The 22606-nt window shown below is 50.5% G+C and carries 24 protein-coding genes, 1 tRNA gene and 2 pseudogenes; 15 read left to right on the top strand and 12 right to left on the bottom strand.

Annotated elements, in window-relative coordinates:
- Window positions 1-7: 7 nt before the first annotated feature.
- Window positions 8-469 carry a winged helix-turn-helix transcriptional regulator gene (locus ACJJIK_RS17165; protein ID WP_444929496.1) on the bottom strand — a complete coding sequence of 154 codons (462 nt, stop codon included), beginning with the start codon at window positions 467-469 and terminating at the stop codon, window positions 8-10.
- A gap of 312 nt (window positions 470-781) precedes the next feature.
- On the opposite strand from ACJJIK_RS17165, the gene ACJJIK_RS17160 reads away from it, so the two are divergent.
- Window positions 782-1894 carry an NADH:flavin oxidoreductase gene (locus tag ACJJIK_RS17160; RefSeq protein ID WP_444929495.1) on the top strand — a complete coding sequence of 371 codons (1113 nt, stop codon included), beginning with the start codon at window positions 782-784 and terminating at the stop codon, window positions 1892-1894.
- Window positions 1895-1965: 71 nt separating this feature from the next.
- On the opposite strand, the gene folK is transcribed toward ACJJIK_RS17160, so the two are convergent.
- The 3 genes from folK to tsaD are packed head-to-tail and all read right to left on the bottom strand — an operon-like array spanning window position 1966 to window position 3928.
- A complete protein-coding gene (gene folK, locus ACJJIK_RS17155) occupies window positions 1966-2457 on the bottom strand; it encodes a 2-amino-4-hydroxy-6-hydroxymethyldihydropteridine diphosphokinase (protein ID WP_444929494.1) in 492 nt (163 codons plus the stop codon).
- Between the two features lie 2 nt (window positions 2458-2459).
- The gene (gene folB / locus ACJJIK_RS17150; protein WP_444929493.1) at window positions 2460-2849 is read right to left on the bottom strand and encodes a dihydroneopterin aldolase; all 390 of its coding nucleotides are present in this window, start codon (window positions 2847-2849) and stop codon (window positions 2460-2462) included.
- Window positions 2850-2893: 44 nt separating this feature from the next.
- Window positions 2894-3928: a tRNA (adenosine(37)-N6)-threonylcarbamoyltransferase complex transferase subunit TsaD gene (gene tsaD, locus ACJJIK_RS17145; protein WP_444929492.1), complete on the bottom strand. Its 1035-nt coding sequence runs from the start codon at window positions 3926-3928 to the stop codon at window positions 2894-2896.
- A gap of 173 nt (window positions 3929-4101) precedes the next feature.
- Here tsaD and rpsU point away from each other — a divergent pair, with 173 nt between their 5' ends.
- The 10 genes from rpsU (at window position 4102) to ACJJIK_RS17095 (ending at window position 12722) form a co-directional block, all read left to right on the top strand.
- Window positions 4102-4317 (top strand): 30S ribosomal protein S21, encoded by a 216-nt coding sequence (gene rpsU / locus ACJJIK_RS17140; RefSeq protein WP_020411530.1) that lies wholly within the window; start codon window positions 4102-4104, stop codon window positions 4315-4317.
- A 197-nt stretch (window positions 4318-4514) separates the two neighbouring features.
- Complete coding sequence (locus tag ACJJIK_RS17135; protein WP_444929491.1) at window positions 4515-4961, top strand: GatB/YqeY domain-containing protein; 447 nt, start codon at window positions 4515-4517, stop codon at window positions 4959-4961.
- A 14-nt stretch (window positions 4962-4975) separates the two neighbouring features.
- A complete protein-coding gene (gene dnaG, locus ACJJIK_RS17130) occupies window positions 4976-6934 on the top strand; it encodes a DNA primase (protein WP_444943432.1) in 1959 nt (652 codons plus the stop codon).
- A gap of 196 nt (window positions 6935-7130) precedes the next feature.
- The gene (rpoD, locus tag ACJJIK_RS17125; protein WP_444929489.1) at window positions 7131-9002 is read left to right on the top strand and encodes an RNA polymerase sigma factor RpoD; all 1872 of its coding nucleotides are present in this window, start codon (window positions 7131-7133) and stop codon (window positions 9000-9002) included.
- A gap of 91 nt (window positions 9003-9093) precedes the next feature.
- A complete protein-coding gene (locus ACJJIK_RS17120; RefSeq protein ID WP_444929488.1) occupies window positions 9094-9513 on the top strand; it encodes a diacylglycerol kinase in 420 nt (139 codons plus the stop codon).
- 348 nt (window positions 9514-9861) lie between these two features.
- Window positions 9862-9938, top strand: a tRNA-Ile gene (locus ACJJIK_RS17115).
- A 336-nt stretch (window positions 9939-10274) separates the two neighbouring features.
- A complete protein-coding gene (locus tag ACJJIK_RS17110; protein ID WP_444943431.1) occupies window positions 10275-10802 on the top strand; it encodes an ATP-binding protein in 528 nt (175 codons plus the stop codon).
- 20 nt (window positions 10803-10822) lie between these two features.
- The gene (locus ACJJIK_RS17105; protein ID WP_444943430.1) at window positions 10823-11878 is read left to right on the top strand and encodes a hypothetical protein; all 1056 of its coding nucleotides are present in this window, start codon (window positions 10823-10825) and stop codon (window positions 11876-11878) included.
- A complete protein-coding gene (locus tag ACJJIK_RS17100; protein WP_444943429.1) occupies window positions 11856-12233 on the top strand; it encodes an ASCH domain-containing protein in 378 nt (125 codons plus the stop codon). The genes ACJJIK_RS17105 and ACJJIK_RS17100 overlap by 23 nt, the downstream gene beginning before the upstream one ends.
- A 255-nt stretch (window positions 12234-12488) precedes the next feature.
- Window positions 12489-12722: a hypothetical protein gene (locus tag ACJJIK_RS17095; RefSeq protein ID WP_444943428.1), complete on the top strand. Its 234-nt coding sequence runs from the start codon at window positions 12489-12491 to the stop codon at window positions 12720-12722.
- A 414-nt stretch (window positions 12723-13136) separates the two neighbouring features.
- Here the strand turns inward: ACJJIK_RS17095 and ACJJIK_RS17090 are convergent.
- Window positions 13137-13232, bottom strand: a pseudogene (locus tag ACJJIK_RS17090) (hypothetical protein); the annotation flags it as partial.
- Window positions 13233-13276: 44 nt separating this feature from the next.
- Between ACJJIK_RS17090 and ACJJIK_RS17085 the strand changes: the two are divergent.
- Window positions 13277-13564 carry a hypothetical protein gene (locus ACJJIK_RS17085; RefSeq protein WP_444943427.1) on the top strand — a complete coding sequence of 96 codons (288 nt, stop codon included), beginning with the start codon at window positions 13277-13279 and terminating at the stop codon, window positions 13562-13564.
- Between the two features lie 319 nt (window positions 13565-13883).
- Here ACJJIK_RS17085 and ACJJIK_RS17080 read toward each other — a convergent pair whose 3' ends face one another.
- Entirely contained in the window at window positions 13884-15131 is a 1248-nt protein-coding gene (locus tag ACJJIK_RS17080) for a hypothetical protein (RefSeq protein WP_444943426.1), read from the bottom strand.
- Window positions 15128-16075: a GlxA family transcriptional regulator gene (locus tag ACJJIK_RS17075; RefSeq protein WP_444943425.1), complete on the bottom strand. Its 948-nt coding sequence runs from the start codon at window positions 16073-16075 to the stop codon at window positions 15128-15130. The genes ACJJIK_RS17080 and ACJJIK_RS17075 overlap by 4 nt, the downstream gene beginning before the upstream one ends.
- Window positions 16076-16397: 322 nt before the next feature.
- Here ACJJIK_RS17075 and ACJJIK_RS17070 point away from each other — a divergent pair, with 322 nt between their 5' ends.
- Window positions 16398-16673: a hypothetical protein gene (locus ACJJIK_RS17070; RefSeq protein ID WP_444943424.1), complete on the top strand. Its 276-nt coding sequence runs from the start codon at window positions 16398-16400 to the stop codon at window positions 16671-16673.
- A gap of 82 nt (window positions 16674-16755) precedes the next feature.
- Here ACJJIK_RS17070 and ACJJIK_RS17065 read toward each other — a convergent pair whose 3' ends face one another.
- The 3 genes from ACJJIK_RS17065 to pepB form a co-directional block, all read right to left on the bottom strand.
- Entirely contained in the window at window positions 16756-17481 is a 726-nt protein-coding gene (locus ACJJIK_RS17065; protein WP_444929482.1) for a CARDB domain-containing protein, read from the bottom strand.
- A gap of 533 nt (window positions 17482-18014) precedes the next feature.
- The gene (locus ACJJIK_RS17060; RefSeq protein WP_444943423.1) at window positions 18015-19046 is read right to left on the bottom strand and encodes a DUF3667 domain-containing protein; all 1032 of its coding nucleotides are present in this window, start codon (window positions 19044-19046) and stop codon (window positions 18015-18017) included.
- Between the two features lie 341 nt (window positions 19047-19387).
- A complete protein-coding gene (pepB, locus tag ACJJIK_RS17055; RefSeq protein ID WP_444929480.1) occupies window positions 19388-20677 on the bottom strand; it encodes an aminopeptidase PepB in 1290 nt (429 codons plus the stop codon).
- Between the two features lie 165 nt (window positions 20678-20842).
- Here pepB and ACJJIK_RS17050 point away from each other — a divergent pair, with 165 nt between their 5' ends.
- Together ACJJIK_RS17050 and ACJJIK_RS17045 are read left to right on the top strand one after the other, a co-directional pair.
- Window positions 20843-21943, top strand: a complete 1101-nt coding sequence (locus tag ACJJIK_RS17050) for a DUF4013 domain-containing protein (protein ID WP_444943422.1) — start codon at window positions 20843-20845, stop codon at window positions 21941-21943.
- 11 nt (window positions 21944-21954) lie between these two features.
- On the top strand, window positions 21955-22116 hold the full coding sequence (locus ACJJIK_RS17045) for a hypothetical protein (protein WP_444943421.1): 162 nt from the start codon (window positions 21955-21957) through the stop codon (window positions 22114-22116).
- A gap of 59 nt (window positions 22117-22175) precedes the next feature.
- Here ACJJIK_RS17045 and ACJJIK_RS17040 read toward each other — a convergent pair whose 3' ends face one another.
- Window positions 22176-22334 (bottom strand): hypothetical protein, encoded by a 159-nt coding sequence (locus ACJJIK_RS17040; protein WP_444929478.1) that lies wholly within the window; start codon window positions 22332-22334, stop codon window positions 22176-22178.
- 91 nt (window positions 22335-22425) lie between these two features.
- Window positions 22426-22587: pseudogene (locus tag ACJJIK_RS17035) on the bottom strand (IS3 family transposase); the annotation flags it as partial.
- Between the last annotated feature and the right edge of the window lie 19 nt (window positions 22588-22606).

Below are 22606 nucleotides of genomic sequence, written 5' to 3'. Positions count from 1 at the left end.
AAGCCAACTAGCCAGCCTGATCCAGCGGCTGGCCGTTTTCATCCACAAATAATACATCGCGAATGCTGAGTTTTTGCCCCTGGGCATTCTGCACGGCCATTTCGGGGATAGGCTCGCCGCTGTTTTTATCAATCAGATGCACGCCGTCTTTGTCGCCATTCCAGCGCAGGCTCCACTGGCGCAGGGCGATCACCGCCGTAAACAAATCGCGGCCTTTTTCCGTCAAGCGGTACTCGTAGCGGGTACCGTGTTCCCCCGCATCAAAGCGCATCAGCACCTCGTTTTCCACCAGGCGGGACAGGCGATCCACCAGGATGTTCTTGGCGATTCCCAGGTTGCGCTGGAAATCCACAAAACGGCGGTTACCCAGCATCGCCTGCTTAATTATCAGCAGGGACCACCAGTCCCCCACTTCATTCAGGGCACAGGCCAGGGAACAATCGAGATCATCAAAGCGTTTACGTGACATATAGGGAGCCTCTAAATAACTCCGTGATACCTCTGGCATGCAGAGCGGTTCACAATCAAGGCGCGGCTTCGCAGGAATGTCTAGACCTTTCAAGAAGTCGCAACGCGGAGTGTGAATCGCTCTGTAAGCCCCAAAAAGGGCATTACGGAGTTATTCAGAAGCTCCCTGGCCATTATACCGACAAAAGGGTTGCTATACGAAACCAGATATTGAACTCATTGCCAAAATAAGGTCTTATAACGCAACCATTTTAATTGCGACCGAGTGGGACCGATGAGTCCCAGTTTTGAATCAAGTATTCAGGAGAGAAACATGAGCGGTTCCCTGGACAGCCTGCTGCGTCCTTTCGAGCACAAATCCCTAAAATTGCGCAACCGGGTCACCATGGCCCCGATGACCCGCACCATGTCACCGGGCTACGCCCCCAATGACCAAGTGGCCGGCTACTACCGCCGCCGCGCCGAGGGCGAAGTGGGCCTGATTATTACCGAGGGCACTTTCGTTAATCACAAAGGCGCCAACGGCTACGAGAATGTACCGGCAATCTACGGCGATGACGCCCTGGCTGGCTGGAAAAAAGTGGTAGATGAAGTCCACGCTGCCGGCGGCCAGATAATTCCGCAGCTGTGGCATGTGGGCTCCGTGCGCAAAGAGGGCATAGGCCCGGATAAATCCGCACCCGGCTACTCCCCCTCGGGCCTGTTCAAACCCGGCAAGTCCAGCGGCCAGGCGATGAGCAAAGAGGATATCCAGGAAGTTGTGCAAGCCTTCGCAGATGCGGCAAAAGCTGCCAAGGAAATTGGCTTCGACGGTGTAGAAATTCACGGCGCCCACGGCTACCTGATCGACCAGTTTTTCTGGGAGGGCACCAACCAGCGCGATGACGAGTACGGCGGCTCCATCGAAAACCGCACCCGCTTTGCGGTGGAAATTATCAAAGCCGTGCGTGAAGCCGTGGGCGAAGATTTCGCCATAGTACTGCGCTACTCCCAGTGGAAGCAGCAGGATTACGACGCCAAACTGGCGCAAAATCCGGAAGAGCTAAAACGCTTCCTGACACCACTGGTTGAAGCCGGCGTCGATATTTTCCACGCCTCCACAAGACGTTTCTGGGTGCCAGAATTCGAGGGCTCCGATCTCAACCTGGCGGGCTGGACCAAGGAACTGACGGGCAAACCGGTAATTTCTGTCGGCAGTGTCGGCCTCGACGATGATTTTATCGGCGGCAATAACCAGGGCATGGGCGGTACTGCCAATCCTACCGACCTGGGTGAATTAACCCGCCGCATGGACAATCAGGAATTCGACCTGATTGCCGTTGGCCGCGCACTATTACAAGACCCCCACTGGTTCGCCAAGGTGCGTGAAGATCGCGCGGAGGAAATCACGCCGTTTACCAAAGAGGCGTTGATGAGTCTGAGTTAATTATTACAGACAAAAAAAGCAGCCCCCTAGGGCTGCTTTTTTATTGATATTTTTTTAAAAAATTATCGGAATCACGGCCAAATAAATTCTACCGGCCACAATTTCTGCGAAGCCTGGTCGTACTCATCCCACAGCTGTCGGTAAGTCTTTTGCGCAAGCGGGTGCAGCACTTGCGGAGCTATCTCTGCCAGAGGCTGCAAAACAAAGGCATTTTTTACAATCTCACCGCGAGGCAATGTTACCCCGTCGATAACCCCTGTCAGGTCATCGTAGGTAAGAATATCAATATCCAGGGTACGCGCGCTGAACTTGGGCCCGGAGCGCAGGCGGCCATTGGCATCTTCAATAGCGCGCAGACACGGGGCCAACTGCCCCAGCGGCAAGTCAGTTTGCAGCCCCACCACCAGGTTGTAAAAGTTATCGCCCTCGAAACCCACCGCCTCACTTTCGAAGACCCGGGACACCTGCAATTCGCCAAACTGCTCGGTTAGAGCGTCCAGCGCTGCGCGGATATACTGCGCGCGATTGATATTACTGCCGAGGCTGAGATACACCTGAGCCACGTTTACACTCCCGCAGACATCGCTGCTGCACCTTTTGTCGGCCTCTCGCCGCGCTCAATTATGACACCCACATCCCTGGACCCCCTGACCGCACCGGGCTTGGACAAACGCAGTCGCAGCCAGCTTACAGAAAACTCTTCCCTGACAATTGCCGCAGCCTGCTCCGCCATGGTCTCCACCAGCAGGAACTCACTGCTTTCAATAAAGGCGATCAAACGCTTGGCCACCGCCTTATAGTTAAGTGTGTACTCGATATTATCTGTGCGCGCCGCCTCACTGATATCGAAAGCCATCTCCAGATCGAGGCTGACCGTCTGGCGTACTTCCCGCTCCCAATCGTAAATACCAATAATGGTATTCACCTTTAAATCCCGTATATAAACAATATCCATTGATCGGCTCTTTTCTTTTTACTGCCAGGCTGTCCCTGGGATTTTTAAAGTTCGGTCTTGGGCAACTCTGTCATAGGCCAGCGCGGGCGCACATCGACCGCGAGGCCCGTCCGCTCCCCCGCCTGCAAGCGCAAGCTACCGGCATAGGCGATCATGGCGCCGTTATCGGTGCAGAACTCATGGCGCGGATAGTAAACACTGGCGTTATCCTTGCGCAGGCTCGTTTCCAAGCGCTCACGCAATAATTTATTTGCGGAAACTCCACCGGCAATCACCAGGGTTTTATAGCCGGAAGCCTTAATGGCGCGACGACACTTAATCACCAGGGTGTCCACTACCGCCTCCTGGAAAGCCGCCGCGATATCCGCGCAGGTCTGCTCGTCCGGCAGGCCATCTTCGAGGGCGTGCTTGCGCACCGTTGTCAGGGTGAAAGTTTTGAGGCCTGAAAAACTGAAATCCAAGCCCGGCCGATCGGTCATAGGACGCGGGAAGGTAAAGCGCTTGGGATCTCCCCTCTCCGCCAGGGCCGCCAGACGCGGACCGCCGGGGTAATCCAGGTCGAGCATTTTGGCGGCCTTATCAAAGGCTTCGCCGGCGGCATCATCCAGGGACTCCCCCATCAGCTCGTAATCGCCGAGACCGCGCACCTCGACCAGCTGGGTGTGTCCACCGGAAACCAGCAGAGCCACAAAGGGAAAGGCCGGTGGGTTATCCTCCAGCATCGGAGCCAGCAGGTGGCCCTCCATATGGTGCACGGCTACCGCCGGGATATCCCAGCCATAGGCCAGAGCGCGGGCCGCACAGGCCCCGACCATCAGCGCGCCCACCAGACCGGGACCGGCGGTATAGGCGATGCCGTCGAGGTCTGCGGGGCTGGTATCCGCCGCCTTCATAACCTGCCGGATCAGCGGCAGGAGCTTGCGCACATGATCGCGGCTCGCCAGTTCGGGGACGACACCGCCATAATCAGCGTGTAGGTCCACCTGACTGAACAGTGCATGGCCGAGTAAACCGGACTCAGAATCGTAAATAGCGACGCCAGTTTCATCGCAGGAAGTTTCTATACCAAGGACGCGCACTTGATTTCATTCTCGTGACTACTTCGAGGGGCGGTTATCATACTGGAAAATGGGGTTGCGATCCCGTATAGGAGTGTTTAGAATTTGCGCCCTCGCTGTGAACCGGCCACCGGATGCAACTGCGAGAGCATTGCCGGAATGGCCGAGAGAAACGAATTTTAACAGGTATCCTAATGCCCTCTGTACGAATCAAAGACAACGAACCTTTCGATATCGCCCTGCGCCGTTTCAAGCGCTCCTGTGAAAAAGCAGGCGTACTGTCTGAAGTACGTCGTCGCGAGTTCTACGAGAAGCCCACCGCTGTTCGTAAGCGCAAAGCTGCTGCCGCTGTTAAGCGTCACGCTAAAAAGCTTCAGCGCGAAAACCGCAAGTTCCAGCGTCTCTACTAAGAGCCGCAGGCTGCATAAGCCTGTCGCAGCGAGGCGGCCGAACGGGCTCAGCCCGTAGCGGAGCTATAAAGAACGGCGTGCGAGCCCTACTCGCGCGCCGTTTTGCGTTTGGGCTAAGGGGTTTTTCCGCCCGGCAGACAAGCCAGCCCAGGCACCCGAATCGGATATTCATTGCCAACAAACCCGGAACACTCATTATGAGCACTCTCAAGGAAACCCTGACTCAAGCGACCAAAGACGCAATGAAGGCGCGAGATAAAGAGCGCCTGGCCACCCTGCGCCTGATCAATGCCGAGATCAAACGCGTTGAAGTCGACGAGCGCATCGATCTGGATGACGCCCGCATCCTCGCCCTGCTGGACAAAATGACCAAGCAGCGCCGCGACTCCATTACCCAGTACGAGAAAGCTGGCCGCGCCGAACTGGCCGCAGTGGAGCAGGCAGAGATTGCCGTAATCCAGGAATTCCTGCCAAAGCAGCTGAGCGAAGATGAGATTAGCGATATCGTCGCCTCTGCGGTCAAAGACACCGGCGCCAGCAACATGGCGGATATGGGCAAAGTCATCGCCCAGGTCAAACCCCAGGTACAGGGCCGCGCAGATATGGGCGCGGTGAGCAAACTGGTAAAGGCCCAGCTGGGCTAAGCTGAGCGAACCCTATGGCCGGCAAGATACCCCAGCACTTTATCGACGATCTGCTCGCCAGGGCAGATATCGTCGAGCTGGTGGACAGCCGGGTCAAACTACGCAAAACCGGTAAAAACTACTCCGCCTGCTGCCCCTTCCACGACGAGAAAACCCCCTCGTTTACCGTGAGCGCCGACAAGCAGTTTTACTACTGCTTCGGCTGCGGCGCCAATGGCAACGCCATCGGCTTCCTAATGGAGTACGATCGCCTGCCCTTCCCCGAGGCGGTGGAAAAACTCGCCGCCACTCGCGGACTGGAAGTACCCCGGGAGCAACTGGCCCCGGGACAAGAGAAGCGCCAGCGGGAGAGCCAGTCCCTCTACCAGTTCACCGAAAAGGCCGCCGACTACTACCGCGAACAGCTGCGCAGCCACCCCGCCGCAGGCAGTGCGGTGGCCTACCTGCGCAATCGCGGCCTCTCCGGCGAGATCGCACGGGACTTTGGCATTGGCCTCGCGCCCCCGGGCTGGGACAACCTGCTCAATGCATTAGCCGATAGCCCCGAGAAAGCGGACCAGTTAGAGCTGGCGGGCCTGGCCATTCGCCGCCAGGACAGCGACGGCAATACCAAGCCCAGCGCGCGCCACCACTACGACCGCTTCCGCAACCGCATTATCTTCCCGATCCGCGACCAGCGCGGGCGCGCCATCGCTTTCGGCGGGCGGGTACTGGGCGACGACAAACCCAAGTATCTCAACTCCCCGGAAACCCCGATTTTCCACAAGAGCCGCGAACTCTACGGCCTGTGGGAAGCGCGCCAGGCCAACCGCAATTTGGAGCGCTTGATCGTGGTCGAGGGCTATATGGATGTGGTGGCCCTGGCCCAGTTCGATATTCGCTGCGCCGTCGCCACCCTCGGCACCGCCTGTGGCGAAGACCATATCCAGCTCGCCTTCCGCCACACCTCAGAGCTGCTGTTTTGCTTTGACGGCGACCGCGCCGGCCGCGCCGCCGCCCGCCGCGCACTGGAATCCGCCCTGCCGCAAATGCAGGACGGCCGCAGTCTGCGCTTCCTGCTACTGCCGGAAGGCGAGGACCCGGACACCCTGGTGCGCCAGCTGGGCGGCGAGCGCTTCCAGCAATTAATTAAAGAGCAATCCCTACCGCTGGAAGATTTTCTCTTCGACCTGCTCAGCGAAGATATCAACCTGCAGACCATGGACGGCCGCGCGCGCCTGTCCAAACTCGCCGCCCCCCTGCTCGACCTGCTGCCCGATGGCGTCTACCGCCAGCTGATGTTCCAGCAGCTGGCCTCGCGCACCGGGCTCGATAAGGAGACCCTGCAAGAGGTTATCCGCACCGAGAAAGCCCGCGCACCGCAGCAACCCCAAGCCACAGTAGCGGCGGGGGAGGTAAATCCAGCCCCCGCCCCCCGCGAGGAGTTGGAGCACCGCACACCGCCGGAACCCTGGCAGCGCGACAACAACTACAGCGAAAGTGCCGCACCGAGTTACGACAGCCCCCGCCGCCAGAGCCAATATCGCCTGCCGCCGGAGCGCATGCTGATCGCCCTGCTGCTACACCACCCGGAGCTGGCCGCGCAAATCGAAAATCCGCAGCAGCTCCCCATTGAGGGCAATGCCGACCTGGCGCTATTTATCCAGTTGGTAGAACTGTTTAAAAGCCGCCCCCAGTTAAATTTCTATCAATTGATCGGCCACTGGCGCGCGCACCACAGCGCCGAGTCTTGCGACACCCTGGCCAAGCTCGCCATTTCTCCGCTGGTCTCGGTGGCACGACAACTCGCCCAGGATGACAACAACCTGGAATACGATCCGCACACCGAGTTCAACGACTGTCTGCGGCGTCTGCAGCAAGCGGCGGACAAGCAGCGCAACCGCAATCTGCTCGATCAGCTCAGAAACAGCGCCCAACTGAGCCCAGAAGAACAACTGGCTCTATTAGCCAATTGGCGAAAAAAGCAGAATTAATAAGCGCCAGCCCCTTGAAAACTGCGGGCTCAGCACTATATTCACTCACCCCCGCCGGGCGGGATCGGGAACCCCAGCACCCTAAACATCGCACCTACGCCGTTACTTGACAGCTAGAGTGGTTATTGCTAGTGCAAATACGCTATAATCCCGCGTCTTTGTCCCGTATTTTCATTCCCAGAATTCAGGGTTGTGCATGACCGACAAAACCCAGCAACAGTCCCGCATTAAGGAACTGATCGCCCGCGGTAAAGAACAGGGCTATCTGACCTATGCCGAGGTAAATGACCACCTACCGGAAGATATTTCCGATCCCGATCAGGTGGAAGACATTATTGGCATGATCAACGACATGGGCATCAAGGTGTTTGAAACCGCACCGGATGCCGAAGAGTTGTTGATGGCTGAAGGCGACAGCTCCGCCGATGAGATCGCCGCAGCTGAAGCTGCCGCTGCCCTGGCAGCCGTAGAATCCGACGTAGGCCGAACCACCGATCCAGTACGCATGTATATGCGCGAAATGGGCACCGTAGAGCTGCTCACGCGCGAGGGCGAGATCGCCATTGCCAAGCGTATCGAAGAGGGCCTGCGCGAGCTGATGGCCGCTCTGGCCTACTGGCCGGGCGCAGTGCAGCAGATCATCGACGAATACGCCCTGATCGAAAAAGAAGAGCGCCGCATCCCCGATATTATCTCCGGCTGGTTAGACCCCGCCGACGATGTCCCCCCGGGCGCCCAAGCCGGCCAAGCCGCCGCAGCTGCCGCCCCGGAGTCAACAGAGTCTGAGGAAGACACTGAAGACGACGACAGCGATGACGATAACAGCAGTGAGGACGAGGAAGAGGAAGCTACCGGCGGTATCGATCCCGAAGAACTCGCCGAGCGTATGAACGCGCTGATCGCCGCGCAGAAAGCGGCCGACGAAGCCATCGCCGCCCACGGCCGCGACTCCAAAGAAGCCGGTCAGGCCCTCGAAGCCGTCGGCGATGTATTCCGCTTCTTCAAGCTGGCCCCGCGCCAGTTCGACCCGCTGTACGGCGAAGTTCGCTACGTACTCGACAGCGTGCGCGAGCAAGAGCGCGTGGTTATGGCCATGTGTATCAAACGCGCCCGCATGCCGCGCAAGACCTTTATCAAGGAATTCCCCGGCAACGAGACCAATGATGATTGGATCCCCGCGATCATCAAGAAAAAACGCGATTACTCCGATGCCCTGCGCCACGTCGTAGACGAAGTTGTGCGCGCTCAGCGCAAGCTGGCTCAGTTCCAAGAACGCGCCAAGTTAGAAGTCGGCCAGATCAAAGAGATCAACCGCCGCATGTCCATTGGTGAGGCCCGTTCCCGCCGCGCCAAGAAAGAGATGGTCGAGGCCAACCTGCGCCTGGTTATCTCTATCGCCAAGAAGTACACCAACCGCGGCCTACAGTTCCTGGATCTGATCCAGGAGGGCAACATCGGCCTGATGAAGGCGGTGGACAAGTTCGAATACCGCCGCGGTTACAAGTTCTCCACCTATGCCACCTGGTGGATCCGCCAGGCCATTACCCGCTCTATTGCCGACCAGGCCCGCACCATCCGTATCCCGGTGCATATGATTGAGACCATCAACAAGCTCAACCGTATCAGCCGCCAGATGCTGCAGGAAATGGGCCGCGAACCCACGCCGGAAGAGCTGGGCGAGCGCATGGAAATGCCGGAAGACAAGGTGCGCAAAGTCCTCAAGATCGCCAAAGAGCCGATCTCCATGGAGACGCCTATCGGCGACGATGAAGACTCCCACCTGGGTGACTTTATCGAGGACCAAAACCAGTCCTCGCCGGTGGATACCGCCACTCAAACTGGCCTGCACGACGCAACCCGCTCGGTACTCTCCGGCCTCACCGCCCGTGAAGCCAAGGTACTGCGTATGCGTTTCGGTATCGATATGAATACCGACCACACGCTGGAAGAGGTGGGCAAACAGTTTGACGTAACCCGCGAGCGTATCCGTCAGATCGAAGCGAAAGCACTGCGCAAACTGCGACACCCCTCCAGGTCGGAGCACTTACGCAGCTTCCTCGACGAGTAAGCGCTAAACTAAAGCCCGGTCCAACCGGGCTTTTTTTTGCGATCTAAAAATACCCCCCGGACAGGCCTTGCGATAGAAGAAGGAAGTAGACATGCAAGAAGAAGTGGCGAATAAACAGGAAAAGCCGGAAGAACTCAGCAACAAGCCCGGCAAAAAGGGCCTCGCCCGTCTCCTGGCCGCAGCCAGCTACTCCAGCCAGGGGCTCGCCGCCGCCTGGCGCAATGAGGCGGCCTTTCGCCAGGAAGTGATTGCCGCATGCCTGCTGGTACCGCTGGCCCTCTGGGCCGGAGAGACACCCACTGAACGCGCCCTACTCATTGCCGCCGTGCTGTTCGTACTGCCGCTCGAATTGATTAACAGCGCCATTGAGGCCACCGTGGACCGCATAGGCCCGGAGAAACACCCCCTGGCCAAGATCGCCAAAGACACAGGCTCCGCCGCCGTCGCCGTCGCCCTCTTCGCCGCATTCCTGGTTTGGTGCTGCATACTTATCCCCAAGCTACCGTTTTAACGGGCCGCTGAATAATTTTGGAAGGCACGCAGAGGTCTTACGGAGTTATGCAGAAGCTCTTTAAATACTTTAGTGTGACGTTTTGGCTGCCATCTCTTGAAAACAATGCAGTTGTACCAATCAAGATAACAACTTAACACTATCGAACCAATTAAAGTCTTTTGCGGCTGCTCTCGATAGAAAGCAGCTGCAAAAAGGCCTGTGATGAAGCCGGGGCCCTGATAAAGTGAGCCGAAGATTTATCAAAATTGGCCATATCCGCCCTTAGCGCTAACAAAGGCATTGATTTGCAAGGAAAAATCTTGTACTTTTCCCAACCGCTTGCAGCGATCCTCGCAAGCACTGTGTGGGCCCTTAGCTCAGTTGGTTAGAGCATCCGACTCATAATCGGCAGGTCCTGGGTTCGAGTCCCGGAGGGCCCACCACCTTCACCGAGTAAGTCAACTACTCGCAAGAACCTTTTATGTTTTCTCAGAATTCTTGACTGCATAACGATTCCCCTCAAACTCATAAACCCTAAAAAGACTAGCGCTTTCCGGGGCTACATAACCTCACCAAGGCAGCTCTAAACGAGCAGGGAATTTGTACACTTATACCGTAAAAACACACTGAAGCTTGGCAATCTCCATGGGGCGGGCAAACATACCCCGCTTAGGTTATTCTTGGTTCTCTTTACGCCAAAGAAGTTAAGCTTAAAGTTATTAGGATACTTTAACAGCAGGCTGGCAGTATATTTTAGTGCGGCATATGGAGTGTGTGTCATGAAAAGGGCCATTTTCTTTGTGGCAGGAATTCACGGAGTTGGAAAGTCAACCCTGTGTAAGAAAATATCAAAGCTTCATTCACTTCCTCATTATTCGGCAAGTGAGCTAATTCAAAGGATAAGATCTGGCACCTATTCGAGCAAAAAGGTTTCACAAAATGTGGGGAAAAATCAAAATTTTTTGATCACCGCCATTAATGAGCTTGTATCAGAGCAAACAATTATTCTTGATGGTCATTTTTGCTTATTCAACAAAGATGAAGAAATTGAAAGAATCCCCACCCAGACATTCATGGATCTATCTCCATGCGCAGTTATATTGATGCATGATGAAATTTCAAGCGTCATGAGAAGAATAGAGAATAGGGACAACACTAAGCATTCGACAGAAAGGTTTGCTGCACTCCAATCTGAAGAGATCCTATACGGAAAAAAAATAACGGAAAAATTAAACATCCCTCTTTTAATCTTTAATTTTAATGATGATGAGAGTGAAATTCACAATCTAATAAACACAATCAAATAAACACAATCAAAGAGTAGATTATGGAAAATCTTCAATATGCTTTGTTCTCAGATATTAATATCAATGATAGCTTTTTTGATTCTCTAAAAGAAGATTACTCTGAATTTTCTGGATGGTTCACCAGGAAAGCTCTAGCCGGAGAAAAAGCTTATGTTCTATATAGAGAGAACACCATTGACGGCTTCATGTATCTAAAAACTGAAGAAGAAATTGTTGATGACGTGGACCCCCCATTACCATATGGCACTCATTTAAAGATTGGGACATTCAAATTCAACTCGCAAGGGACTCGAAGAGGTGAGAGATTTATAAAGAAAATTTTCGACCATGCTATTGAAGAAAATGTTTCAGACATATATGTCACAATATTCTCAAAGCATGAATACCTCATGCATTTATTCATGAAATATGGGTTCAGCATACATGGATCGAAGGAAACACCGAATGGAACTGAGCACGTTCTTACCAGGAAGATGGGCTCTATAACCGGCAACACCTTGCATGACTACCCATACATAAACACCATCGATAATAGGAAGCACTTACTAGCAATAAAGCCTGAATATCATACAAGAATGCTTCCCGATTCAATTCTAAACAATGAAACGCATAATATAATTAAAGACGTATCTCATACGAATAGCATTCATAAAATTTATATATGCGCAATGGATGGAGTTACACTCTATAAAAAAGGGGATCTCATCGTGATATACAGAACCTCCGATGGATTGGGTCCCGCAAAATTCAGATCTGTAGCAACATCAATTGGAATTCTTGAGGAATATAAAAATATACAAGAATTCTCTTCCGAATCTGAATTTCTGAGTTACTGCTCCCCATATTCAGTATTTTCCAACGAAGAATTAATTAGTATATTTAGGCAGCAACAATTTCATCATATATTGCGATTCACATATAACGCAGCCATGTCAAAAAGAGTTACCAGGGGAACTTTAATAGAAGATGCGGGACTTAACCCAAACTCGTACTGGGGGTCTATGGAGCTATCAGACGAACAATTTGGGAAGATAACCAAATTAGGAGAGGTCAATGAAAGTATTATTGTCAATTAAACCTGAATTTGTAGAAAAAATCCTAGACGGATCTAAAAAATACGAATTCAGAAAAAGCCTCTTCAAACGACAAGATATAACCAAAGTGGTAATTTATGCCACGATGCCGATAGGAAAAGTAGTCGCAGAATTTGACATTGAAAAAATCATACACGATGAGCCAGAAAAACTCTGGAGAAAAACTAGAAAGCACGCGGGCATATCAAAAGATTTTTTCAATGAGTACTTTTGCGGCCGAAAAAATGCAGTCGCTATTAAAGTTGGAAAAATTACAGAATATGAAAAACCCATGTGTATTACAATGTTAGGTAAGAATATCACACCACCTCAATCATTCAGATATCTCGCCGCATAAACATTCCAATTTCGCACTCGAAGCCATACGCCCCATTTCGAGTGCGAATATTTATAATTAAACGTTATCGACGCTGGTCGTCGCAGAAACTTCATCTTCGCCAAATTTAACATCGAGCTATTTGCTATAGAATTCCAAAATAAGCATGAATGTATTGCCGCCACCGATGCCAACCGCATTAATAAATCTGGCAATGGATTAGGGTAGTTTTATAACGGCAGTGCCAGGGAACCACAACGCAGCCTTGAGATATCTATGATTAGCGTCACTGACGTGAAAACAAATACTGCCCACACCATAGATGCCCAACAAAGCACTGATGAAAAAGGGCTATCGAGGGCTAGGCAATATGTGAAACATACCCCCCAAAGTTCTACCGAATTGTTTAAACTTGGGATTAAGTATTTTGTAGCAGGCGCTTTTTACAGCAAGAAAATCTTTATTGCCCCCACCCTTCAGAAAGGAATGCATATCATTGAAAAGCTATGAGGACACAAAAATTTAACTGATTAACATACAGCTTAACAAGCACGACTACAAAAATATCGACGTACGACAAAAGGCCGTTAAAGTTATGCGGATTCCCGCAGCCTTGGCAGGAGCATATGGTATTGGAACCGCAGCCGATTTTTCAGACATGAAGCAAGCTATAGGAAACTTCTTCGGTGATCCTACTGTAATCGTTGGTGTTAGTGTTATTTGTCTTTCAATTAGCTTTATCACCCGATATAGTTCAATAGACCAACATGTACAATCTGCCGTAGAAAGTGCTTTGGGTGAAGGCAACAAGCATTGGGCAGTCTGAAGGACAAGATTTCACCCCGACAAATAAAAATTTGTAAGAAGTCTAGGTATATAAAGGCGAACTCAGAAATGCAATATCTATATAACTCTAGGGCCGTGTTAAGTACCCTCCGTCACAGCCACTAGCTCAACTGCATTGAGGCTAGCTTCAAATTCAGAGTCATAATCTTTGCGCCTAATCCACACAAGACTTTCGGAAGCCGGTCGTCAGTTAAGTGGCGATCTATTAATGGTAAACATTGAAATCAAAATACAACAAATTAACTATGCCAATTATCAACAATGAAACTTTACTTGCCTCCCTGCAAGCAGTATTTAAAACTGTAAACCATTATGAAACACTACTCGACTCTGAAACCCTAAGAGATCCAGAGAATATTTCAGAATTATTATTTTTCTATGAAGAAGCTTTAGAGACATTAAAGGGCGTATATGAAGAAGAAATAGACAAAGGGGAAAACCTCCCTCCACTTCAGGCAATTATTAAACCCACAAAGATTAGTCGACCCCACCAACAACGGACATAACCTTAGGTAACTAATCGCGCCTCAAACGCCTTAGGAACAAGATAGCCACCAGCGCTATAAAGGCGATATCTATTACAATCCGCCTCTGTATATTCAAACATCTCATAAAACTCTATATCGATAAAGGGACAGCTGAAAACCGACCTATCTTCAACTTTTAACCGATGACTGTCCCAATTTCCGATCTACAGGCTAGACTTTTTCGCTTGAACAGATTCAGAGGCCCAATAGATAAAACACTTATAAAGTGCCAAAGGCGCCGGATAATATCCTGCCCCAATATGATCAACAAAAATTTAAGCTAAGGCAATTGGGTGATTCAATCACTCCGATCCTTATCCTGAATAAAGCCCAGCAGCTGCAATAGCGCCCCATCCCTGCCCTCTTTATAGTCTTCCCAGTGGGTTGTCATAGGTAAATCTGGGTAGAGGGCATCGCTGGGTGTTTGGCGAAAGCCATAGTAGCGCTTGGAGATACTGATACTCCGGTTGGAATTTTTTAATCTGAAGTGGTTCGTTTCAGAAGCGATATTGGGGTCTGCACCTGTCGGACTTCCGACCAAGGTCGCATTGAGGATTTGTTGGTATTGCGCCGCATTGGACATCGCCGCTGACTGGGTGCCCGCGTCCATCATTACAAATATCCCCTCGCGCCAGTCCAGTTGATCCAGGTCCTGAATACACGCGGAGAGCGCCAAACCAACATAGAAGTCACCACCGCGATTATTGCGGAAATCTATCACCAGATTGCTAGCGCCACTGTCGCGGATTTTATCTTTAATACTTTCACAGTGCTGCTGTAGTTGTGCAGACTCAGGATAACCATCAAAGTCGATATAGACTGTATTATAATTATCGAGATACGCCAGCCTGATACCGACAAGATTAAAATTAAAGTAGTGAATTTCAGGCTCAGAAATAACATAGTCACTACTGAGTTCCGCAAACTGCTGCATTGATACCGTTCCCATATCAACAGTGATCGGTTGATCGCCTTGCGCAAATTTAAAGGTTGCCATATTGAGATCATCACTGACACCTGCGCCAAAGAGAAACTTATTCACAGTAATATGAAAGCTAAAGGAATGCCTAAAACTGTAGGCGTTATCCACAAAATTTACATATGGTGAGAGATTCTGTTGTAGCTGCGCCAAAGAGTAATTATTAATACCCCGCAAATCCGCCCCCAATAAAAAGCGATATTCCTTCGTTGTATCCACAACTTTGAGACTCTCACCAAAGTACTTGAAGCGGAGCGGATAGTGCCGGTGCGCGCCGGACATAATATTGTAAGAGGTATGCGCATCACCGATACTACGCGTCAGACGCATAATCTCAATCTCGACCTGAGCTTCATTCAGACCGGGCAAACGCCCAACCAGCTGCTCGACGGAAGCATTAAATTCCTCCTCTTTAATATTTACAAAGGGATCAATATGCTTCTCTGTTATTAAAGTCTGTAACTGGGTGATATCTTCACTCCACAAGTGTCTTTCCTCTAGGTTAAGCGCGTAGGTGTCGGTCACACAGAGCTGCAAAATTACCCAGAGTAGTAGTTGGTATTTCATTGACGATTCCTACTGAAATAAGAAGGGGAAACTCCAAACTGCCCATAAAAAGCCCGGCGGAAGCTATCGTAGCTGGTAAAGCCTACCTGACGGGCCACCTGCACAAGGCTTGTAGTTTCGCAAGTGATTAAGTCCCGCGCCCGGTTTAAACGAAGCTGGTTTAGATAGTGTCCGGGGGTACTATTTAGATGTTGCTTAAATAAGCGCGTTAACTGGCGATCGCTGACCGATATACGCTCCGCCATAGCGGAAACACTGATTGCTTTGTGATAATTTTCCGACAGCCACTCCAGTAGTGGATTAAGCCTCATGCTGTCGCTGGATTGTACTTTCAACAGGTCAGAGTACTGGGACTGCCCGCCCCTGCGCTGGAGGTAAACCACCAGCTCTTTGGCCACACTGGCCGCAATGGTGTTGCCAAAATCCCGGCGAATCACTTCCAGCGCTAAATCGACCCCGGATAAAACCCCGGCGGAAGACCACAGTTTACCGCTTTCAATAAACAGGGGGTCCTGTTCTACCTGATAGTTACCCGCCTGCTCGGCGAGCTGTCGGCAGTGACGCCAGTGGGTAGTAATACGGTGCTGTTGCTCCGCGAATAGATCGGACAGCACAAATGCACCTGTACAAACGCTCAATACCCGCTCGGCGCTATCAGCAATTGAACGCAGGGCATTCACCTGCTTGGGACTCAGGTGCAGCTGCCGCATCCCACTGCCGCCAGTAATAATCAGGTAGTCAATCTCCACGGCCTGATAGATATCGAGATCTACAGACACCACCTGGCCGTAACAGGTTTTAACTGGCGCCTTGGTTAAGCCTAGCAAGCAGCTTGAGTAGGCCTCAGAGATAAAACTATTAGCCTCCATAAAAGTATCCAGGGGCCCAAAAAGGTCCAGCGCCTGAAAACCGTCAGCAACAAAGAAACCGATCTTCTTAGTCATAGGATTTCCTCCACACGGGCAATTGTACTCCTATGCAGGTGTCGGCTATGACACAATTACGACATAATCAGACATTTAGTGGATAAGACCTGACAGGGCTCTGAATCGCGCTTTTGAATCGGACTGAAGGCCGATTAATCGCCGGATAAGTAGAAATTAGGCCTGTTACTACAGCGACAGTCCCCGTTTCTAAAAAATGGCTATCTGATTAACAGCGGTTAGCTGGCATATGTTTTCGCGTATCAGAGATACTGTGAGATATTCGCTAGGGTTATAATCTTATTTTAGGGCCGTTATAGCCCGCTAAAGGTATAAATTCTCCATGACTCTCACATCCATAGTCTTCGCTATGCTCACCACGGCCACTGTACCGGGTAGCTGTACTGATGGTATCGCACTGAACCGAGGTGTCGCGGCCATTCTAGAGGAATACCCCTGGCTGAGTGGGGATAAAAAGGATTATATCGTGCGGCCCTATCCTCGAATGTATCTTGTCCTCCCCAAAGTACCAGGGCAGCAAATGGTCGGCAGTGAACAACCCAATGCCGCTGTGGACAAGGAGAGCTGCCAGGTTATTAATGTATTCCTGTCGAGCTAAAACTTCCACAGGGCCCTGTAATCACAGTATATAAAAGCTCCCTACAACTGAACTCAGGGAGCGAAAAAACCCTGTGGACTATTTAACCCTGCTCAGCATAAATCAGGGTATTATTATTTTCATTACACTCATCGACGATATCGGTAAAGTCCGTAGTCACTTCCAATACTGCATCCGGATCAAATACCCAATACCCCAAGGTGAATGCCACACTGACCGTGCCACCTGCGGGAATTGCCGGAGTGGCCTGTACATCATTCGCCAGAGTATCCAGATCCACAAGACGCGCCTGGCTTATAGGTGCCGCCAGGGCACCAATATTGGTAATATCGGCTACGATAATGGATTGCCCAGTACCGGAATCCCAAACGGGGTCATAGATATGGCTCACGATCAGGTCTGGCTTATTGCATACGCACAGACACATATAGTGATCATCTTCTTTAACACCATAAGGGGTTCCGATATAGCAAACAGGCTTATCGTCAAACTGATTACCATAGAGCCAGTGAGATAAAGGATCATTGATGGGCTTTTCGATGATTGCCGGATCCCGAGTTACCTTACAGACACTGGTACGCTGAAAATCATCGATCAAGTCTGTAGCGAACTCCGACTCAGGCACGCCACCAACCCAAACTGCACAGGTCCTGCGACAGGTTAGCGGCCCATACCCTTGCCAGTAATTTGGATACCAGCCCGCCTCATAGTTTTGCATAGTTAAATCCTGGATAGGATCTGCATAACTGGCCGATGCCAATAACCAAGTCACTCCGGCAACAAATATACGCAACAACAATTTAGACATAACGCCCTCCTTTAAAATAGATACATCCTACCAATTGCCCCATTAAATACATTTATACGACTCAGACTAAATTTATGGGCAGGGTGATTGTAAGCAGCGCTCACACTATATCTAGGAAAATCGCAAAATTCTGGCGGCGATAAGATTAATGTAGCCACCGTGTAATAAAAATTGACACGTTAAAATAGCTGGAATTTCTATTTTTTATTTAAGATACAAAATATAAGCAGCAAACGTTATTAACCTAAAGGAAATACTGCAAGCTACAAAAAACCAATTACAATTCAAGCAGACTACAAACTGCGGAAATTATTGCAGCCGCCCTCAAAACTGAAGTATATATTGCAATTAGAGCAAGGGTTTTTATCACGCCTAAAAGCCAGGATTCTACATGAAAATTTTTTGGCATAATCAGCAGATTTACAGATATCTACACTGTCGGCAACAGGCTTCTTAGCGGTAGCTAAGAGACTTCGGGGTTAGTTGACTTAAAAATACCCATAAAGCCTCTTACCTTTTACATGTCGCAAAAACTACAATTCAGCCAAACTCCACAAAACAGTAAAGGAGGCACCTATAGATAACAAAATCAAATAAATCAACCCCAAAAAGGAATACTTACACAGAATTATAAACCAGCCCTGCCCGTATACCCGCTTTTGCATCCAGAACAGATAGATAGGCATCCATAAAACTAACAGCAGTATAAGATTATCAAAAAGTGAAGATATAAAAGTGTATTGATCCAGTTGCTTACTGGCGCTGTAAAATAGATTTGCGATCAGGATACTTAAGCAAATAAAGGCGTGGCTGTGCAGCGCTACTATCAAGTGTTCCATATAAAGTCGGCGCTTAAAGATATAGAGCAGCCACAGTATCATGGAAAATATAGGCAACATAACCATGAGGGTTGAAGGTAGGGCTCCCAGAAAGGCTTTCTTAAAGCGATTGGGGTCCTCAGTTACCCTCTCTACATTTTCATGGGCACTCTCTACTTTGCGATTAATCCAATCCTCCACTGAATTGGGCAGCCACTTAACCTGGAAAAACTCTTCGTCAATCTCATTGATGGTCTCATTCAATCCCGACGCCAGCTGCTGTTTGGAAAGGTTTTCTGAAGCTTCCGTTTCCCCCTCAGCTCCGCCTAACTGCTCGTTAAGCTCATCCAAGTCACCGCTGAGAGCAACTTTTCCATCGATAAGATCCCGCTCCACTTCCTCCAGTAGCGTTACCGTATAGCTATTATCGATCTGCTCTTCTTTTAACCGGCTAATATCTTTGAGGGCATCGTCATATCCCCTACCTGCTTCTTTAACATCTACCACCTCATTTCCCCAACTAATAGTCCAATCGCTATTTAACTGAGTGACAAAGAAGCTGGTTATACAGAGAAAGATAAATAAACGAACAGGGCTCACATAGCGCACGCGGCGCCCAGAAAAATACTCTGCGGTTAAAAACCCCGGTCTAAACAACAGTGCAGGAACCGTTTTCCATATACGGGAATCAAAGGCCAGCAGGGTATCAAATAAATCCCCAATGATAGAGGAGAAGTGACGTACCATACCCTTAACTGGTTGCCCACAAGAGTAGCAGTGGGGGCCTAGTAGCTCTGTATGGCAATTGGCACAATGGTTTGAATTATACGCTTTATCATTTGTAGAGGTTGCAGTGCTCATTACCGCTCACCGAATCAAGAATTATCTGCTTTACCTGGCAAGTACTTCCAGGACTAATGCTAACGAGCCAAAGTCGAAATACCTCAATTAGCAGGGGGCTACTAATAGCCCACTTTGCCACTGGAGTACAATTTTTAATGACTTAATAAGTACTAGAGAGAGGTAAGCAGACACGCGCCTATTATTAGGCGCGTTTTGCCAGGTAATTTGGCATTAATTGCCGCTGGTTAATTATCCAGAAGGAAGCGTGCAATGGTGCGCAGGCCGTGACCTTTAGCTCCTGGCGCCCACTGATCGTTGCCACTGGGCTGGTAGGAGCCGGACAGGTCCATATGTACCCAGTTGCGCCCCTCGTCTCGCACAAAGCGCGCCAGGAAGGAGGCTGCGGTTGAAGCCCCGGGACTACCTTCAACGCCCACATTGGCGATATCGGCGAAATTGGATGGAGTTTGCTCGAGGTGGAAAGGCTCCAGAGGTAATCTCCACGCCTTTTCATTTTCCTCGGCAGCAGCTGACAATACCTTTTGCGCGGTATCATCTTCAAAACTAAAGACAGAGTTGAAATCCCGGCCCACCGCCATCTTTGCCGCGCCGGTAAGCGTAGCGGCATCCAATAACCAGCGGGGCTCTTCTGCCGAGGCCGCGATTAAGCCATCGGCCAATACCAGACGCCCCTCCGCATCGGTATTCAGTATCTCTACGCTGACACCGTTCTTATAGCGAATAATATCGCCCAGCTTAAAGGCATGGCCGGAAATCAGGTTTTCCGCACAGCAGAGATAGAGTTTAACCCGCTTGCTCAGACCTCTGGCAATGGCGAGAGCCAGACCGCCGGTTACCATGGCGGCGCCCCCCATATCGGACTTCATTGTCGCCATATTGTTGGAGGGCTTAATACTGTAACCGCCGGAATCAAACGTGATTCCTTTACCCACTAAACACATATCGACGGGTGCCTGCTCGTCGCCGCTGGGATTAAAGTCCAGCTGTAACATCACCGGCTCGCGTACACTGCCGCGTCCAACATTGTGGATACCGACAAATCCTTCACGCAGTAGGTCATCTCCCGCAACTATACGATAGGTGACCGCACTGGGGGCGAGCTTCTGCAACATTTCTGCTGCGCTCTGTGCCAATACGCGCGGGGATACATCCTCGGGGGTGCCATTGGTAATTTCGCGAACCCAGCGGCTGGCATTTTCACGGGCGGCGAGCTCTTGCAACTCGGCAGTGTCTTCACTACCCCAGTCAATTTTGTTGGATTTGCGCGGATTAAAAAACCCCGCCCAAAATGCCCAGCGACTCTCAAGCCCCCACTTTTCCCCTTTGAGGACAACCTCATTAATCCCCATGCCATCGAGTTTGCGGGCCGCTCGCTGGGCCGCAACCAACACAGCGCCTTTAGCCGCGCCGATATGAATATTGGCAGAGCTGCCGTCAAAGCTCAGTAGTGCTGACTCTCCCCAGGGTTCTGGCGCTGAGCCTTCCACCAAATGAACATGCATAGCCTTTGTCATACAACACCTATTTTGAAACTTGTGTGCCAATTTTATCGGTAATTCTCTCGCATTCTAACAGGACCGTAAAAATACTTGATGATTGCACCGCCATCGAGTCGACGGATAAACTGTGATAAAGGACAAAAATAGTTTTTCGTAAAGAAAATCATCAAGGAAGAGTAAATGGCTGACTCCTGCCACTATCACACCAGTAACCATGCATCCTGGCAGTGCCAATACTGTTGTCGCCAATACTGTCGGGAGTGTATCCCCGGTTGCAGTGTCAACTACGGCATTCAGGGTCAGGGCCCAGGCTGCCCTCTATGCCGGGAGCCTATGGGATATATTGAGGCCAGCAATAGGGCCAAACCTTTTTGGCAAATGGGACTATTTTATTTTCTCTATGCCCTTAAGCCCGGCCCCTTAACCGTCATAGCTGTGGCCGCCGCCGGCAGTCTTCTCATTAGCTCGACGGGAATGTTGAGTCTTATTGCCTTAGTGGCCATTATCGCCGTCGCACTCCGTTACAGTCTTTTAATTATCGAAAAACTGGCGAGGGGCCAGCGGGAGGCTCCCCTATTAACAGAAGTACTAGATGACAATGGTGCGGTTCTACTCCTTAAAGTCATCGGTATGACTGTGGCTGCGGCCTTTGTCGGCTACAAACTGGTCCAGGTCACAGAGAGTTTGGATACCCTAACTGTTTATGCTGTGGCCCTGTCATTTTTGGCCCCGGCAGTCATGATTGCCTTAGCCATTACCCACAGTCTGAGATCGGCCTTTACCCCGATCAATCTGTGGGAGTTTATCCTGATTGTTGGCCGGCCCTACTGGCTGCTATTAATCCTTACCAACGTTATTTCCTTTGCGCCAAGCGTTCTTATGGCCGCAGTTGCCGATAAACTTCCCCCATGGGCGGTTATACCCTTAACTGCCGCAGTCGTAGCCTACTTTTGCATGGTTTCCAGTGCGGTGATCGGCTATATCTGCCTAACCCGCCAGCAACAGCTCGAAATAGAGGCATTGCGAGAGGATGATGAAGACTATCTGGAAGAAAATGAATACCTGTGCAAACGCGCGCGTGCGGAAGCACAGATATTTTTGTGCGAGGAGAATTTCCAGCGCGCTCGTCAGGTTCTGGAAGAGGGACTGCGCCGTTTTCCCGACGATGAGATTCTGAACGAGCACTACTACCGCCTGTTGCTGGCCAGCGACGATAAAAAAGCGCTGCAAGAACTGGGGCCGCATCTGCTGGAAAAATTTGTACAGATCAATCGCCCATAGTCAAAGCGGAGATGCGTCACGCCCTCGCCCAGGCACTATACCAACAACACCAATATGTACCTGTCGTACTGCTGTTAAAGAACCTACACAAGGAAGCCTATCCACAATTGGATGCCGCCTATCTGTTATTGGCACAAGTGTATATGGATGGACTGGGGCGGGGGGGGGAGTGAACAACCCTCCCCAACTTTTAGCCTAAAACTAGAAAATGATTAACACAAATCCCAGCCAACTATTTCTTTGAGTCATTAGTAGAAACAAACCTCTCACTCTCCTTCTTCATTTTATCAAGAACTTCAGAAGACCTGGCATCCTCTTTAGCCTGTTTAAGAATTTTAGGGTTCATCTTTCTATCTAGTTCATCAAGGGATTTAGAGCTTTCTTTAAACATAATACACCTCAGTTATATTTCTCATATGTAGTGGTCAAGTATTTTTGGCCACCCTCTTTTGAGTATATCGAAATTTTTCTTCTGCCACATTTTATGGCAAGCCGTCGTTGTGCTGATATGGCCGCACTTGGCTGTAGTAGCCAATAATATAATCGTTGATTGACTGTTTTGCCGAAAGCAAACTTGAATAGCCTACTTCCGGTACCCACTCCCCCTTTAAGCTCCTGAAAAAGCGTTCAGTTGGTGCCTTATCCCCACTTGGCACAGGGTAG

This window comes from Microbulbifer regidiadema (SeqCode) (assembly GCF_052466995.1).
Note: the sequence above shows the minus strand (reverse complement) of the source record. Positions and strands in the feature narration are given on the sequence as shown.